Genomic DNA, 15,587 nt, shown 5'->3' with positions numbered 1-15,587 from the left:
TCCACCCTGTCCCCGCAAAAGGTTCCGGACTTTTGAATCCGGACCCTTCGAGCCTCACCCCACCCCGAACAGCTCTGTCGCCAGCCGCGAATGGTCCTCCCGCAGGCGGCCCGTATCGATACCCAGCGGCTGGCCGTCGATCACCCGCCAGTGCCCGGCCACCATCACCCGGTCGGCCCGGGTGGCGCCGCACAGGACCAGGGCGGCGAGCGGATCGTGGGCGCCGGAGAAGCGCAGCTCGTCGAGGGTGAACAGCGCCAGGTCGGCCTCGCGGCCCGGCTCGATCCGGCCGATATCGGAGCGGCCGAGGCACGCGGCCGAGCCCTCCGTGGCCCAGCGGAGCGCATCGAGATGCGTCACGGTCTCCGCCCCGTAGGTGAGCCGGTTCAGCATCAGCGCGTGCCGCACCCCCTCCATCAGGTTCGAGCTGTCGTTCGAGGCCGAGCCGTCGACGCCGAGGCCAACGGGGGAGCCCGCCGCTTCCAGTTCGCAGGTGCGGCAATGGCCCGACGCCAGGGTCATGTTCGAGGTCGGGCAATGGCACACGCCGACCCCGGCCTTGCCGAGCCGGGCGACCTCGGCATCGTTGAAATGGATGCCGTGGGCGAGCCAGACCCGGTCGCTCATCCAGCCGACCTCCTCCAGGTAGTCCACCGGGCGGCAGCCGAACATCGACAGGCAGAACTGGTCCTCGTCCAGGGTCTCGCCGAGATGGGTGTGCAGGCGGCTTCCGTGTCGGGCGGCGAGCGCCGCGCTCTCGCGCATCAGCCGCTTCGTCACCGCGAACGGCGAGCACGGCGCCAGCCCGATCTGCACCATCGCCCCCGGGGCCGGATCGTGGAACAGGTTCAGCACCCGCTCGCAGTCCGAAAGGATCGTGTCGTCGTCCTGGGTCAGCGTCTCCGGAGGCAGGCCGCCGTCCCGGTTGGACAGGCTCATCGAGCCGCGGGTGATGGCGGCGCGGATCCCCAGGCTTTTGGCCTCCTCGACCTGGATGTCGACCGACTGCTCCAGCCCTTTCGGGAACAGGTAATGGTGGTCCCCCGCCGTGGTGCAGCCCGAGAGCAGCAGCTCGGTATAGGCCACCCTTGTGGCGAGCCGGAACGCCTCCGGGGTGATCCGGCTCCAGATTGTGTAGAGCGCCTTCAGCCAGGGAAACAAAGGCTTGTTGATCGCGATCGGGTGAGCGCGGGTCAGGGTCTGGAACGCGTGGTGATGGGTGTTGACGAGGCCGGGGATGACCACGTGGCGCGAGGCGTCGAAGGTCTCGTCCACCGGGGATGCCGGCCGGGCACCCGCGGCGACGCGCTCGACGATCCGGCTGCCCGCCACCACGATGCCGCCCCCGGCCCCGTCGGCGAGGATGGCCAGCGGATCGCGAATCCAGAGGCGGCGGGCCCGTGCGTCGGCGTCGCTCATGCTGTTCCCCTAGAGCATCATCCCGAAAGGTAATTGCCGGCTTTCGGACAAAGAGGATGCAAACCAGAGCCCGAGCGCCTCGTCCTGGATCCGATATCCAGGACGAGGCGCTCGGGCCCTCGAATCCGGCCCGGACCGGTATCGGACCCGGAGCGGCGGCCGGCAAGTCCCCGATCAGTGTCTCGCGGGCGGACGCCCCCGGGCTTGACGCTCCCGGACGGCGCTGAGACATGTCAGCGGGACTGACCTTCTTGCCACCCGGACGGTCCCCACGTGACGGTCTGCCCCCCGTGACCTCATCGGCACAGCGCGACGGCGCCGTCGTATCCGGGCTCTCCTCTCCCGGTCCCGCACCTGCGTCCCGCGCGGCGGACCCGGCGCATGCGCTGGGCAGCGACGACCTGATCGAGCTTCTGTTCTTCGCCTACCGGGATTTCGTCGGCGATCCCGACCGGATCCTGTCCGCCTACGGCTTCGGCCGGGCGCATCACCGGGTGCTGCACTTCGTCGACCGGTATCCGGGCCTGACCATCGCGGAGTTGCTCGACATCCTGCGGATCACCAAGCAGAGCCTCAACCGGGTCTTGAAGGACCTGATCGGGCAGGGCTACGTCGCCCAGAAGACCGGCCCGAGCGACCGGCGCCAGCGCCTGCTGTATTGCACGCCATCCGGTGCCGAGCTGGCCGCCGACCTCACCCGGGTCCAGGCCCGGCGCCTCGCCCGGGCGCTCGCCGCGCCGGACGCGCTCGGCTCCCCGGAGGATTTTCTGATGGCGATGATCGAGCCGGAGGATCGGGCGGCGGTGCGGCGCCTGATGGCCCGGCGCGGCACCGCCGCGGGTGGCGGCGCGTGATGACCGCCCCCCGGGCCGACTTGCCCGACGCGGCGCCGCATGTGCTCGTGGTCGACGACGACCGCCGCCTGCGCGAGCTGCTCGCCCGCTACCTGACCGACCAGGGCTTTCGCGTCACCGTGGCGGCCAGCGCCGCCGAGGCCCGGGCCCGGGCCGTGAGCGTCGTGTTCGACGCGATGGTGCTCGACGTGATGATGCCCGGCGAGAACGGCTTCGACTACGCCCGCAGCGTGCGCGAGACATCCCGGGTGCCGATCCTGATGCTCACCGCCCGGTCCAACCCCAATGACCGGGTGATGGGGCTGGAGATCGGCGCCGACGATTACCTGCCCAAGCCGTTCGAGCCCCGGGAGCTGACCCTGCGGCTCAACAACATCATCAAGCGCGGCGTGCCTGCGCGCGAGGCGGCGGCCGAGACCGTGACCTTCGGGCCGTTCGCGTTCCGCATCGACCGGGGCGAATTGCGCCGGGACGACGCGCTGATCCGCATCACCGACCGCGAGCGCGAGATCCTGACGATCCTGGCCGCGGCCGGGGGCGCCAATGTCGAGCGCGAGCAACTCGCCGGCCCCGGTGGCGCCGCCGCCGGGGAGCGCACGGTCGACGTGCAGATCAACCGCCTGCGCCGCAAGACCGAGGTCGATCCGGCCAACCCGGTCTTCCTGCAGACCGTGCGGGGCGTCGGCTACCGGCTGGCGGTGGATTGAGTCCGGCCCGTCACACCATGCGGGGTTCACCCGGCTTCAGCTTGAGCCCCTTGGAGACCCGGGTGGACAGGCTGCCCACGATGGCGACCGCGACCGGTCCTTCGGCCAGCGACCGGATTGCCGCCAACGCGGCCTCGGCGTTCGGCTTCATCACCGCGTAGACCACGGGAGCGGGCTTGGCCGACCGGCCGCGGCCGCCGGACCGCTCCGCGGTCACGGACACCAGATACGTCGTGTAGCGGCTCCGCGCGCGTCCGGGCATGTCTCAGCATGTGGCATGTCGGCTAATCATCACCAACGCCCCCTGTCGCGGCCGGGCCGAGACGAGGGCGATGATGTGTGGCACAGGCGCGAATCGCGTGCCGCACGCAGCCGCCCCGTCTCGCCTTACCCCATCCGGCGCCATCCGCGAGGGATTTCGCGCGGATGCCCTGCGGCTTTGTGCCGGACACGCGCGCGAGAGGGCTTTTTGCGGGCGGACGCAGAGGCGTCCGATCGCGTCAGGCTAGGGCGAGGTCGAGGCCGGGCAGCGACAGTCCGGAGAGCCGGGTGCTCCAGACCTGCCCGGACGCCACCGGCAGGGCGTCGGTGAGCGTCCCGGTGGTGACAACTTCGCCGGCTGCGAGCGGCGGGCTCCCGGGATCATTAGCCAACACATCAACAAGATGCCGGAGGGCCGCGAGGGGGCCGCCGCCGAGCACGTTGCGCGCGCTGCCCCGGTCGGCGACAGCGCCATCCCGCAGCAGATCGACGGAGAAGCCCGCGAGGGCGTCGATCCAGGCGGGCGCCGAATCCGCGGCGATCGGTACCCGCTCGCCCAGCACCAGCAGGCCGTGCAGCCCGAAGGCCGCCACGGTGTCGGGGGCGGAGAAGCGCCAGCCGGGAAACAGCGACTGTACCAGCTCGAACCCCTGCGCCACCCAGCCTATGCAGCCGAGCAGAGCGGCGGCGTCCATGCCGGGCTCGGGCGCCCGGGCCAGCCCGAACACGATCTCCGGCTCGATCCGCGGCTCGACCAGGGCGGCGAGCGGGATCGGCCCGGTCAGGGCGGCGCGCGCGTGCAGGGTCGTGTCGTAGACAGGCCCCCAGATCGGCGCGTGGACGCCGTAGGTGTCCCAGAGGGTCGTGTTGGTGAAGCCGATCTTGCGGCCCACCGGCCGCTCGCCGCGGGCCATACGCAGGCGCCGGACCTCCTCGGCCACCCGGTAGGCGGCGGCCAGATCCAGGCCGGCATCCCAGCCGGTCAGGGGCGCGATCTGGCGGCGATGCTCGTGCGCCGCCAGGATGGTGCGGGCATGGGTGGCGGCGGGGACGGGATCGGCCATCCCCGGTTGTAGCATGGCGGCCGGGGCCGACGCTCTACCAGACCAGCCGCTCGATCACCGCGTCCGGATGCACGGCTTGGCGGCCGAGCCATTCGGCCACGTCGCCCAGGCGGTGATGCTCGGCCGAGACGCCGAGTTCCTCGGCGTGGATGCCGCGCGCCACGAGCAGGCTGGCGATGCCGAAGCCGTGGGCGCCGGCGATGTCGGTGCGGATCGCGTCGCCGATCGCCATCACCCGGGCCGGGTCCACCGGCGCGCCCGTGAGTTCGGCCCCCTTGGCCAAAGCGGCCTCGTAGACCGGGCGATGCGGCTTGCCGGCATAGATCACGGTGCCGCCGAGCTCGGCATAGGCCGCCGCGAGCAGACCCGCGCAGGGGATCAGCCGGTTGCCGCTCTCGACCACGAGATCGGGATTGGCGCAGATCATCGTCAGTCCCCGGCCTGCGAGGCGCGTGAGCTCGTCGCGGTAATCGTCCGCGGTCTCGCTGCGGTCGTCGAACAGGCCGGTGCACACGACGAGATCGGCCTGCTCCTCCGGGACGAGGCTGAGGTCGAGGTCCTTGAAGATGCCGAGGTCGCGCTCCGGCCCGAGATGCCGGATCCGGGCGCCCGGGCGCCCGGCGATCAGCTCCCGTGTGAGGTCCCCCGAGGTCAGGATCGCGTCGTAGGCTTCGCGCGGCACGCCGAACCGGTCGAGGATGCGGCCAACGCCGTCCCCGGGCCGCGGCGCGTTCGAGACCAGGACCACCCGGCGCGGCCGCGCGCCCGGCAGACCGCGGAACCGGGTCAGCGCCTCGCCGGCCGGGCCATGGGCCGTCTGGCCGTCATGCAGCACGCCCCAGACGTCGCAGAGGAGCAGGTCGTAGCGCTCCGCCACCTGCGCGAGGCCGTCGAGGGTCGGGATCGGTGCAGTCATGGATGGGTCCGGTCACGGTTTCAAAAGGTCCGGGACCTTTTGCGGGTGCAGGGCAGCGCCCTGCAAGCCTTGAGGCTGTGCCCGCCCCCTGTCGCGGTTTCAGCGCGGCCCGAGCCGGTGCTCGGCGAAGAAGTCGAGCATCGCCCGCGAGGCATCGGGTCCGTCGGAATCGGTGTAGCTGCCCTCGGGGCGGCCGCCCGACCAGGCGTGGCCGGCACCGCGCACCCGCCAATCCTCGACCACGACCCGGCCGGTCCCGTCCCGGTAGCGGGTGCGGGTGAAGGGGTGGCCGCGCCCCTCCAAGGTCTCGGACCGCGCGGTCAGGCCGGCGACGTTGGCCTGGGCCAGCACCTGGTCGGCGTTGCGCACGCTCACGGTGCCGTCGTCCTCGCCGTGGAACACGATGGTGGGGATGCGCTGCCCGGTCGGGGAGGCGCCGAAAGAGGGTGCGGTGCCGAGGCCGGGCGCGCCGACCTGCATGGCCATCAGGGCCGAGCCGAGGTCGCGGGCGCAGCCGGCGGCGAGACCGGAATGCACGCCGACCGCGGCGTAGAGGTCCGGATAGGCCCGGGCGATGTTCAGGGCGGCCGCGCCCCCCGCCGACATGCCGGCGATGTAGATTCGGGCCGGGTCGATCGGGTGGTCCGCCATCACGGCCCGGGTTAGCCCTGCGATGATCGCCACCTCGCCGGATTCCCGGCGCTGGTCGCGCGGCTCGTACCAGTTCCAGCAGCGCTGGACATGGGCTTGCCGGCTCTGAGCCGGGTAGACGACGAAAAAACCTTCGCGCTCGGCCAGCACGTTCATGCCGGTGCCGGCGGCGAAATCGTCCGGGTTCTGCATGCAGCCGTGCAGCATCACCAGCAGGGGTGCCGGCTCCGCCGCCTCACCCGGAATGAACAGCTTGTAATCGCGGCTGCCGGCCGGTTCGGTGTGGCTCAGGGCGACGAAGCGGCTCTCGCGCGCGGGCTTTCGGGGCACCGACGGCTTGGCGGGCGCGCGGCGCGCGCGGCTCAGCCCTTTCAGCACCGGTGCGAGGCCGCTCACGACCTTGCCGACCGCCCTGCGGACCCGCACCGCCGGCTCGGCGATCGAGCCGCGCGAAGCTTCGCCGCGCGCCGCATTCCGGGGCTCCTCGGCGGCGTCTCGCCGGACAGTCCCGGGCGCCTCTTCGCGCCGGGTCGGGATCCGGGGTGCCGGAGCGTCCGGCTCCGGAAGCGACGCGGTCGTGTAGCCGAAGCTGCGCTGGATCAGGGCGGTCGCCTCGTCCAGGCGGCCGAGGCTCGTCAAGCGGGTGGCCTCGATCATGTCGGAGAACGGCGAGCTGCCGGCCTGGTCGCGCGCGCCGTCCTGCAGTGCCTTCAGCTTGCTGAAGGGGTCCATGATGGGTGCGCGCTTGGTCACATCAGCGTCCGTGTCGCGGCCGGGATAGCGCGAAGGCCGACATATGGTGCGACGCAATAGAGGCCGATGTGCGATGCGGCAAGGCCGGTCAGGCCGGTTCGTCAGCGCCGATATAGTCGGCCCAGATCGGCGCCGGACCGAGACTCGCGCGGAAGCTGTCGTGCCTCGCTCGCTCCTCATCCGTAAGGCGGCTTCGATACGGCCGTGGGGCTGCCGAAGCCGCCTGCGCGACCGCCTGGACCCGGGAGCCGGCCTGCACATCCATGAGCCCCAGGCTGGTCTGCTTCCCACCCAGCAGCTCGACATAGACCTCCGCCAGGATCTGCGCGTCCAGGAGCGCCCCGTGCTTGGTGCGACGGCTGGTATCGATGCCGTAGCGGTTGCACAGGGCGTCGAGGTTGTTGGCCGCGCCCGGGTGCTTGCGCCGTGCCATCGGCAGGGTGTCGACCACGTCGTCCAGCTGGATCGGCGGCGGCGCGTTGGCCCCGAGCCGGGCATATTCCATGTTGAGGAAGCCGACGTCGAAGGGCGCGTTGTGGATGACCAGGCGCCCATCCGCCAGGAAGGCCAGCAGCTCACCGACGATCTCGGAAAAGACCGGCTTGTCGGACAGGAACGCGTCCGACAGCCCGTGGACGTTGAACGCGCCCTCGGAGACCGCCCGCTGCGGGTTGCAGTAGCGGTGGAAGGTCCGTCCGGTGGGGATGTGGTTGAGCAGCTCGACCGCACCGATCTCGATCAACCGATCGCCATTGCGCGCCTCCGTGCCGGTGGTCTCGGTGTCGAGGACGATCTCGCGCAGCATTTTTTATGACTCACAGGCCTGGAATGGGCCGTCCCGGATCCCACCCGATCGGACGGGGCCGGGAGCAGAGGACCGCTTACGGAAGACTCTGTCTCCCGAAAGATTGAGACTTCCTTGGGCACCGGCGAACCGGCGCCCGTCCCTCAGGCCGCCAGCGCCAGCCGCCCCTCGTCCTCGTCGGCCTCGGCGGCCATGAACTGCGCCCGGGCGAGCTCGGCGAAGCGGCCGTTCTGAGCGACCAGCGCGTCGAAGGTGCCGGCCTCGACGATCCGGCCCTCGTGGAAGACCAGGATGCGGTCGGCGTTGCGGATCGTGGCGAGCCGGTGGGCGATCACGAAGGTGGTACGCCCTTCCATCACGGCCTCCAGGGCGCCCTGGAGCTTGCGCTCGGTGGCGGCGTCCAGCGCCGAGGTCGCCTCGTCGAGGATCAGGATCGGCGGGTTCTTCAGGAGCGCCCGGGCGATCGAGAGCCGCTGGCGCTCGCCGCCGGAGAGCGACCGGCCACGCTCGCCGATCACCGTGTCGAGCCCGTCGGGCTGGCGCGCCATGAAGGCGCCGGCCTGGGCCCGCTCCAGGGCGTCGAGCATCTCGGCGTCGGTGGCATCGGGGCGGCCGACCTGGAGGTTCTCGCGGATCGAGCGGGCGAACAGCATCGGCTCCTGGAACACCACGCCGATGTTGTGGCGCAGCGACGAAAGGCCAATGTCGCGCACGTCGATGTCGTCGATCCGGATCGACCCGGCGGCCGGATCGAAGCTGCGGTGCAGCAGGCCGAGCGTCGTCGACTTGCCCGAGCCGGTGGTGCCGACCAAGGCCACGGTCTCGCCGGGACGCGCCGAGAACGACACGCCGTCCAGTGCCTTGCGCCGGCCGTCATACGAGAAGGCGACGTCGTTGAATGTGACCTCGCCCTCGAAGCGCGCGACCTGCCGGGCATGCGGGCGGTCGGCCACCGCCGGCACGGTGTCGTAGATCTCGAAGAACTCGGCGATCTTGGGCGCCTGCTGGAACAGGCCGTTGACGAAGCCGACCACGTGGTCGAGGCGCGCCACGAAGGCGGTGGCCAGGCTCATGAAGGCCACGACCTCGCCCACCGTGGTGGTGCCGGCCTGATACAGCCAGATGCCGGTGACGAAGATCGCCGTCATGGTGATGGTCGCCGAGGCGCGGGTCGCGACGTTGGCCAGCGCCCACCAGGACAGGACCGGGATCTGGGCGGCCAGCAGGTTGGTGATGATGCCGCGCATCGCGTCCTTCTCGGCCTTGGCGCGAGTGAAGGACTGGATCACCGCGACGTTGCCGAGCGCGTCGGAGGCGTGGGCGGCGAGGCCGGAATTGAATTCCTCGACCTGGCCCTGGAGTGCCTCGGTCCGGCGCATCACGAAGGTGGTGAGCGCCGTGAAGGCCAGCACCAGCACCACCAGGATCGAGCCGAGCTGCCAGTTGATGAACAGGGTCATCGGCAGGAGCACGACCAGGGAGACCAGGGCGACGAGGTGGTCGCGGAAGAAGCCGAGCCACAGCCAGGCCATGCCGTTGGTGCCCTCCAGCATCGCCTTCAGCACCCGGCCGGAATGGTTGGCCGAGTGGAAGGCGAGCGGCAGGTCGAGCACGTGCTCGAAATAGCTCGCCATCGAGGACAGGCGGTTGCGGTGGGCCAGCCGGTCGGCGTGGAGCGCGATGAACACGCCCGCCGCGATGGTGAAGAAGCCGAACGCCACCCAGGCCGCCAGCAGGGGCAGCATGGTGGTCATGGCGTTGCCGCCGCGCTTGAGGTGAGTCAGCTGATCGATGATCCGGCCCATCAGCAGCGGCTCGGCGAAGGCCGCGATCGCCAGCACGACGTTGGTGACCGCCAGACCGATGGCCAGCCGCCGTTCCGCCTTCAGGAAACCCAGGACCCGCCCGTACAGACGAACCATCACCACAGCTCCGCCACCCCCGGCGCGGCCCGTGTATCCGGGTCTCGCGCCATTTCTTAAGGTCCGTGCGGCGGCCGGGCATCGCCGTTTCCGTCGCCAAACCCCTCGCACGACACGGCTTATGCCGGGGCGCGCCTGAACGGGCGATGACGGCCCTCGACAGGGTCGAAGCCTTCGCCTTTACGGTTCGTTCAGCAAGATTTCCTACCGCTGTGAATAACCCGGCCGCAAGCGACCGCTGGGACCGCTTTTTTACGATTTCGCATCGGGCGCCCAGAGCCATGGATCTCGCAACCGCACTCGGCCTGCTCTCCGGCCTCGGCGTCGTGGTCGGGCTGATCATGCTCGATGGCGGCCATTTCGGGGCCTATGCGTCGGAGCACGCCATGGTCGTGGTGTTCGGCGGCGCCACCGCGGCCACGATGATCCGCTTCCCGTTCTCGGTGATCGTGCACGGCCTGCCGATGGGCCTGCGCTTCGCCTTCATGATGCGCTCGGTGAAGCCGCAGGAGCTGATCGAGGAGATCACCAAGATCGCCGACGTGGTCCGCAAGTCCGGCCCGATGGCGCTGGAGAACATGGAGATCTCCGACCCGTTCCTGGCCCAGGGCGCGCGCTACATCGCCGACGGCTACGACCGGGACTTCATCCGCGACACGATGGAGCGCGACCGCGACAACTTCCTGATGCATCTCGACGAGGGCTCGAAGGTCTACCGGGCCTACGGCGACTGCGCCCCGGCCTGGGGCATGATCGGCACGATCCTCGGCATGGTGGCGATGTTCGCCAACATGTCCGACCCGTCGAAGCTGGGCCCCGCCATGGCGACAGCCCTGCTCGCCACGCTCTACGGTGCCGTGATCGCCAACCTGGTCACCCTGCCGCTCGCCGACAAGCTGCACGTCAAGCTCGAGGAGGAGGACGTCTCCCGCTCGCTGATCATCGACGGCATCCTGATGGTCCGCGACCAGAAGAGCCCGATGCTGGTGCGCGAGATGCTGGTCGCCTACCTGCCGCACAACCATCGCGAAGCGCTGATGGAACCGGCCGCGTGATATGGCCGAGTCCTGACATGGCAAGGAAGAGGCGCGGCGGCGCGCATGGCGGGCACGGCTGGTTCGTGACCTTCGCCGACCTGATGGCGCTCCTGATGAGCTTCTTCGTGATGGTCGCGGCCTACTCGACGCAGGACCAGAAGAAGATGCAGGTGGTCGCCGGCTCGATGCGCGACGCCTTCGGGGTCAACAAGGAATCGAAGTTCGCCGGCATCCTCGAATCCGAGGGCCTGCCGGCGGCCGACCACGTGAAGTACCTGCGCAACATCCCGCCCGAGAAGGCCACCGACCGCACGACGCCGCCCCGGCGCGACCAGAGCAGCGCGTTCGGCCTGACCGAGACCGGCGAGCCGGACAATTTCGGCCTCGCGGCGGCCTCCCTGCGGCAGGCGCTGCAGGACATGCCGGACATCGCCGAATTGTCGAAGAACGTGGTGATCGTCCGGTCCGAGCAGGGCCTCGACTTGTCGATCGTCGACCAGGACGGGCGCTCGATGTTCCCGGAGGGCTCGACCCGTCCCAACGAGCGCACCCGGCGCCTGCTGGAGACGCTCGCCCCGACCCTGCGGCAGATGCCGAACCGCATCGCCGTCACGGGGTTCACCGCCACCGACCGGCCGGGCCAGCGGCCGGCGGCGTCGCCCTGGGAGCTGTCCGCCGGCCGGGCGATCAGCGTCCGGGAGATCCTGGCCGGCGCCGGGCTGCAGGACGACCGGTTCGCCTCGGTCTCCGGCAAGGCCGACACCGAGCCGATGTTCCCCGACAACCCCTATCTCGCGGCCAACCGGCGGGTGACCGTGACGCTGCTGAAGGAGGCGCCGCCGGTGCCGAACGTGAAGGGGCTGCCGTGAGGGCGCCCTACTTGGCGGTGAGCAGCGCCCAGTAGACCTTGTACTTCGAGCCCGGCGCGTAGGCCGTGGCGATCCCCATCCGGGTCGCCCGGGGGTCGAGCATCGTGGCCTCGTGCGGGGCGCTCTCGCGCCAGCCGGAGAACGCCTCGGCCAGGGTGTGGTAGCCGGCCGACAGGTTGGCGTTGACGTCGGAAAAGCCGAGCCTTCCGACCGCCGCCTTCACGGTCTGCGCCTTGCTCGGCCGGTCGGCCACCGCCATGGCGGCGGCTTCCGCCTCGGCCAGACGCTGCAGGTCGGGATCGACCGTGAGCGGCCCGGCGCCGCGGTTGCGGCGGTAGGACGAGATCATGTCCCGGGCGGCATCGGTGTCGATATGGGCGTTCTGGCTGGCCAGCGGCAGGTAGATGCTCGGCAGCGCCGCGGTGGTCGGCACGTCGGTCGCGCAGGCGCCGAGCAGCGCCAGCGCCGGGAAGCCGGTCGCCACGAGCAGGCCTCGTCTCAGGTTGCGTCCGCCCACGTTTCCAGATCCACGCTTCCGCATCCGGCTCGGACGCCCGGGCGATATAGGGGGCGCCGGGCGATTGCGCGACCGGGCGTCCTGATCGGATCACACGCCTCCCTATGACACTTTACGGCATAAGGGGTCTATGCCATCTCATGTCATATGGCGCGTGCGCCTCTCCTGATCGATGCCAAGAAGGTCTACGCGGACGGCTCCATTCTTCAGCTCAAGCTCTGGGATCTCAAGCCGCCGGACCGGGTCCCCGGCTCGGCGCACGGCCTCAAATACTCGCTCTTTTATGGTCGCGAGAGCCTGCGGATCCTGGCCTACGACAACGAAGCCGGGAAGGGTGATCACGTCCACCGCGGCGAAGTGGAAACGCCGTACCGGTTCACCACCTACGAAAAGCTGCTGGACGACTTCCTGACCGAGGTCGGGACGCTGCGCGGAGGCCATCTATGAGCGACGAGGTGACATGCGTCATCGGCGGATCCGTCGAGGACATGCGGGATCGCTTCCTCGCGGCGGTGCGGCGCGCGGAGGCCGGCGAGGAACCTCGGCCGGAGCGGATCGTCACCTTCGAGAACTGGTCGGCCTTCCTGAAGACCTTCTCGCCGGCCCGCATCGCGCTCTTGGAAGCTTTGACCGGAGGCCCCGCCGACTCGATCAACGCGCTGGCCGGATCACTCCGCCGGAATTACCGGCGCGTGCATGACGACGTCACCGCGCTGGAGCGGGCGGGCCTCCTGACGCGCAAGGGTACGCAGGTAATGCTCGCCGCCGATGGCGCGCGCGCGCATCTCGACCTGCGGCCACCCCGGCGCGCGGCGCGCTGAACCTCAGCCCCCGGCGCTCCGCAGACCCCGTTCGCGCTGCGGCTGGGCGGACTCGGCTGACTCTTGGGCCGGCTGACCGAACCGGCTCGCGATCTCGCCCATGGCGCTCTGCATCGCCTCGAAACCCTGCACGGTGACGATGCTGGCGCCGGGGCCGAGCGGCGGGATGAAGCCCGCCTCCGACAGGGTCGAGAACACGGAAAAGTTCAGGTCGGTCTGGACCTTCTGGCCGAGGCTGACATCGACGATCCAGACCAGCAGCTCGAAGTCCAGGAACGGGTCGCCGATCTTCTTGAAGATCACCCGGGGCGCCGGGTCGCGCAGCACGTCGGGATGGGCCTGGGCGCAGCCGACGATCATCTCGGCGGCCCGCACCGGGTCCTGGTTGCGCAGGACGCTGACCGTGATGCTGACCCGGCCCGAGCGGTCGCCGCGCACCCGGTTCTTGACCACCCCGGAGATCAGGTTCGAGTTCGGCACGATCACGGACGAGCGGTCGAAGGTCTGGATCTCGGTGGAGCGCACCGAGATGCGCTTCACGATGCCCTCCGAATCGCCGATCACCACCTGGTCGCCGACCCGGATCGGCCGCTCCCAGAGCAGCAGCAGGCCGGAGACGAAGTTGTTGACGATCGATTGCAGGCCGAAACCGATACCCACCGACAGGGCGCCGGCCACGATGGTCAGCTTCTCCAGGCTGAGGCCCAGATACGAGAAGGCCAGCGCCAGGGCGAGCAGGAAGCCGCAATAGCCCGCGATGGTGGTGATCGAGTTGCGCAGGCCGGCATCCAGGTCGGTGGCCGGCAGGTAGGTCAGTTCCAGCCAGCGCTGCACCGCCCGGGTGACGAACACGCCGAGCACCAGGATGCCGATGCCGAAGGCGATGCTGGAGAGCGAGATCGTCACGTCCCCGACCTTGAAGCCGAAGAAGGCCTGCCGGATCGACGAGACGATGTCGGTGGAATCGAGCCCCCAGGGCGCCAGCACCAGCAGCGCCGCGACCAGGATCAGAATCACCCGGGCGGCTCCGGTCGCCAGGACCGAGATCTGGGTCAGCGAGCGCTTGCGCAGGCCAGTATTGGCCTGGAGCGCGGTGGCGAGCCGGGTCTCGTCGCAGAGCGCGCGTCCGACGAACGTGTCGACGCTCTGGACCAGCAGATAGAGCAGCACCAGGACGCCCCCGGCCCAGATCAGCTGGTCGATCAGGAAGGCCGCGAAGGCGACGTAGCCGACCAGGGCGCCGAGCCCGATCAGCCCCACCGCGGCCCAGCCGATGAGCCGGGCCGGGCCGCCGATGCCCGTGGTGGTCTTGGTCGGCACGTAGGGGCCGAAGCAGGCTTCCTCCTCCTGCTCGGTATCGGCGAACCGGTGCAGGCCCACCGCCAGGATCAGCGCGGTCGCCACGGCCCCGAGGCCGCGGGTGGCGATCGAGATCGGCAGGGCCGCCGAGATCCCGGAATTCAGGGCCTCCACGGATTTCACCACTGTGATCACCGTGGCGATGCCGACCGCGAGCCGGGTCAGCCGGGTGGCGGCCGCATCGCCCACCGGGGCCGGGCGCCAGGCGGGCTTGTCGGGGCTGAGCAGCCCGTCGCACAGCGCCTCGACGAAGGCGATGAAGGCCAGCCCGCCCAGGATCGCGGCGGCCACCGGCAGCAGCCGCGAGGGCAGCAGGTTGGTGGCGTCGAGCGCGTAGTAGACCGCGTAGGAGCCCGCCACCGCCGGCACCGTGCCGAGCAGGATCACCCGCCAGGCGGCCAGCAGGGTCGCGCGCCGCGACGGTTCGGTGGCCCCGGCATCCCGCCGGGCGGCCCGGGGGGCGATGTTGCGCCGCCCGAAATACAGGGCGATCGAGATCCCGAAGGCGAGCCCCAGGAACAGCAGGTTGCCGATGCTGCCGTTGCGCGAGAACAGCAGCCCGATATCGGACACGGCGCTCTGCAGCGAGCGCGTATCCCGCGGCACGTCGGCCATGACCTTGGCCCAGAGGCCCGGGCCGACCAGGGGCTGCGAGCGCTGGAACAGGTCGCGGGTGAACGATTCGCGCCGGCGGTTCGAGACCCGGTCGATGATCTGGTCGCCCTGCACCTGCAGGGAGCGGGCGAGCCGCTGGGTCTCGTCGATGCGGGTGACGGCGGCCTCGCGCTCCACGCGCTGCTCGGCGACGTCCGCGCTCTCCGGGGTGTCCTTCGGCTTCGGGCCGAGCTGGGTCAGCCGCTCGCGGGCCGCCTCGAGCGGCGCGTCGAGCCGGGTGATCAGCGCGCGGATCTCCTCCGTGACGGTCCCGGCGCTGTCGCGAATCGCCGCCAGGTCCGCGGCATTCAGGTCGGGATGCCCCAGTTGCTTCTCGCGCGCCTCGAGCTCGGCCTTGGCCGCGTCGAGCTTGGCCCGGACCGCCTTGAGCTGCTCGGACATCTCGGGTTTTGGCGCCGCGGGCTTGGCCTCAGCCGGTTTGGCATCGGAAGGTTTGGTCTCGGCGGGCTTGGATTCTGCAGGCTTGGATTCCGCGGGCTTGGTCCCCGGCTTCTGCCCGGCCGGCGCCGCGTCCTGCGCCCAGGCCGCGGGCGGCGCGGCGGCCGGGATCGCCAGCATCAGCGCGGCGGCGAAGGCCAGCGCGGCGGGCCGACGCGGGGCGTCGTTCGGCTTCCGGGGGCGCACGAGCGTGCGGATCATAGGCTTCCTCTCGTCGGGCGCGCCGGGCGCGCGGTCGAAGCCCGGCATCGGCGGACCGGCGGCCATCGGGAACCGCGCGGGCCGTCTCGAGCGCTCGCCGCCGGGGGTGAACACCGGTTCGGCATCGGCGAGCGCGTTGGATCGAACTCTGAGGGGCGAGCCCGATGGCGGGGCGATCGGGTCCGACTCTCGATGCCGGGCGCTGTGGGCGACCAATAGGGCCAAACCATGCCCCTGCCCACCCTCGCCCGGTCGGCGCGCCCAAGGCGCCTCTGTGGGCACCGCTGTGGGTGCGTCCCCGGGACCCTGCGGGAAAAG

General features: G+C 70.6%; 15 protein-coding genes. 6 read left to right on the top strand and 9 right to left on the bottom strand.

The features are described 5' to 3' along the window. Positions 1-54: 54 nt before the first annotated feature. Complete coding sequence (locus MKL11_RS23460; RefSeq protein WP_243947748.1) at positions 55-1,419, bottom strand: 8-oxoguanine deaminase; 1,365 nt, start codon at positions 1,417-1,419, stop codon at positions 55-57. 251 nt (positions 1,420-1,670) lie between these two features. On the opposite strand from MKL11_RS23460, the gene MKL11_RS23455 reads away from it, so the two are divergent. Both MKL11_RS23455 and MKL11_RS23450 read left to right on the top strand, forming a co-directional pair. Beyond that, entirely contained in the window at positions 1,671-2,273 is a 603-nt protein-coding gene (locus MKL11_RS23455; RefSeq protein ID WP_243947826.1) for a MarR family winged helix-turn-helix transcriptional regulator, read from the top strand. Beyond that, positions 2,273-2,980, top strand: a complete 708-nt coding sequence (locus MKL11_RS23450) for a response regulator (RefSeq protein WP_243947747.1) — start codon at positions 2,273-2,275, stop codon at positions 2,978-2,980. The genes MKL11_RS23455 and MKL11_RS23450 overlap by 1 nt, the downstream gene beginning before the upstream one ends. A 10-nt stretch (positions 2,981-2,990) precedes the next feature. Here the strand turns inward: MKL11_RS23450 and MKL11_RS23445 are convergent, their stop codons facing one another. The 6 genes from MKL11_RS23445 to MKL11_RS23420 all read right to left on the bottom strand — a co-directional run bounded on the left by MKL11_RS23445 (position 2,991) and on the right by MKL11_RS23420 (position 9,352). Next, positions 2,991-3,203: a hypothetical protein gene (locus MKL11_RS23445; RefSeq protein WP_243947746.1), complete on the bottom strand. Its 213-nt coding sequence runs from the start codon at positions 3,201-3,203 to the stop codon at positions 2,991-2,993. Between the two features lie 277 nt (positions 3,204-3,480). Beyond that, entirely contained in the window at positions 3,481-4,305 is an 825-nt protein-coding gene (locus MKL11_RS23440) for a 2-keto-4-pentenoate hydratase (protein ID WP_243947745.1), read from the bottom strand. 34 nt (positions 4,306-4,339) lie between these two features. Next, complete coding sequence (locus MKL11_RS23435; RefSeq protein ID WP_243947743.1) at positions 4,340-5,221, bottom strand: TIGR01459 family HAD-type hydrolase; 882 nt, start codon at positions 5,219-5,221, stop codon at positions 4,340-4,342. A 99-nt stretch (positions 5,222-5,320) separates the two neighbouring features. Continuing rightward, positions 5,321-6,604: an alpha/beta hydrolase family esterase gene (locus tag MKL11_RS23430; RefSeq protein ID WP_243947824.1), complete on the bottom strand. Its 1,284-nt coding sequence runs from the start codon at positions 6,602-6,604 to the stop codon at positions 5,321-5,323. Positions 6,605-6,713: 109 nt separating this feature from the next. Continuing rightward, positions 6,714-7,430 carry a DNA polymerase III subunit epsilon gene (gene dnaQ / locus MKL11_RS23425; protein WP_243947740.1) on the bottom strand — a complete coding sequence of 239 codons (717 nt, stop codon included), beginning with the start codon at positions 7,428-7,430 and terminating at the stop codon, positions 6,714-6,716. 143 nt (positions 7,431-7,573) lie between these two features. Next, positions 7,574-9,352, bottom strand: a complete 1,779-nt coding sequence (locus MKL11_RS23420) for a glucan ABC transporter ATP-binding protein/ permease (RefSeq protein ID WP_279600670.1) — start codon at positions 9,350-9,352, stop codon at positions 7,574-7,576. A 281-nt stretch (positions 9,353-9,633) separates the two neighbouring features. Here MKL11_RS23420 and MKL11_RS23415 point away from each other — a divergent pair, with 281 nt between their 5' ends. Together MKL11_RS23415 and MKL11_RS23410 are read left to right on the top strand one after the other, a co-directional pair. Then, entirely contained in the window at positions 9,634-10,407 is a 774-nt protein-coding gene (locus MKL11_RS23415; protein WP_243947736.1) for a motility protein A, read from the top strand. Positions 10,408-10,424: 17 nt separating this feature from the next. After that, entirely contained in the window at positions 10,425-11,258 is an 834-nt protein-coding gene (locus MKL11_RS23410; RefSeq protein WP_243947734.1) for a flagellar motor protein MotB, read from the top strand. Positions 11,259-11,265: 7 nt separating this feature from the next. Here MKL11_RS23410 and MKL11_RS23405 read toward each other — a convergent pair whose 3' ends face one another. Further along, positions 11,266-11,775, bottom strand: a complete 510-nt coding sequence (locus MKL11_RS23405; RefSeq protein ID WP_243947732.1) for a CAP domain-containing protein — start codon at positions 11,773-11,775, stop codon at positions 11,266-11,268. 147 nt (positions 11,776-11,922) lie between these two features. Between MKL11_RS23405 and MKL11_RS23400 the strand changes: the two genes are divergently transcribed. After that, on the top strand, positions 11,923-12,222 hold the full coding sequence (locus tag MKL11_RS23400) for a DUF6516 family protein (RefSeq protein ID WP_243947730.1): 300 nt from the start codon (positions 11,923-11,925) through the stop codon (positions 12,220-12,222). After that, complete coding sequence (locus MKL11_RS23395; RefSeq protein WP_243947728.1) at positions 12,219-12,596, top strand: hypothetical protein; 378 nt, start codon at positions 12,219-12,221, stop codon at positions 12,594-12,596. Before MKL11_RS23400 ends, MKL11_RS23395 begins: the two co-directional genes overlap by 4 nt. Before the next feature lie 3 nt (positions 12,597-12,599). Here the strand turns inward: MKL11_RS23395 and MKL11_RS23390 are convergent, their stop codons facing one another. After that, complete coding sequence (locus MKL11_RS23390; RefSeq protein ID WP_243947727.1) at positions 12,600-15,269, bottom strand: DUF3772 domain-containing protein; 2,670 nt, start codon at positions 15,267-15,269, stop codon at positions 12,600-12,602. Positions 15,270-15,587 lie beyond the last annotated feature (318 nt).

It is taken from the genome of Methylobacterium sp. J-077 (genome assembly GCF_022829365.1).
In the GTDB taxonomy this organism is placed as follows: Bacteria; Pseudomonadota; Alphaproteobacteria; order Rhizobiales; family Beijerinckiaceae; genus Methylobacterium.
This window is presented reverse-complemented; position numbering and strand designations above follow the sequence as displayed.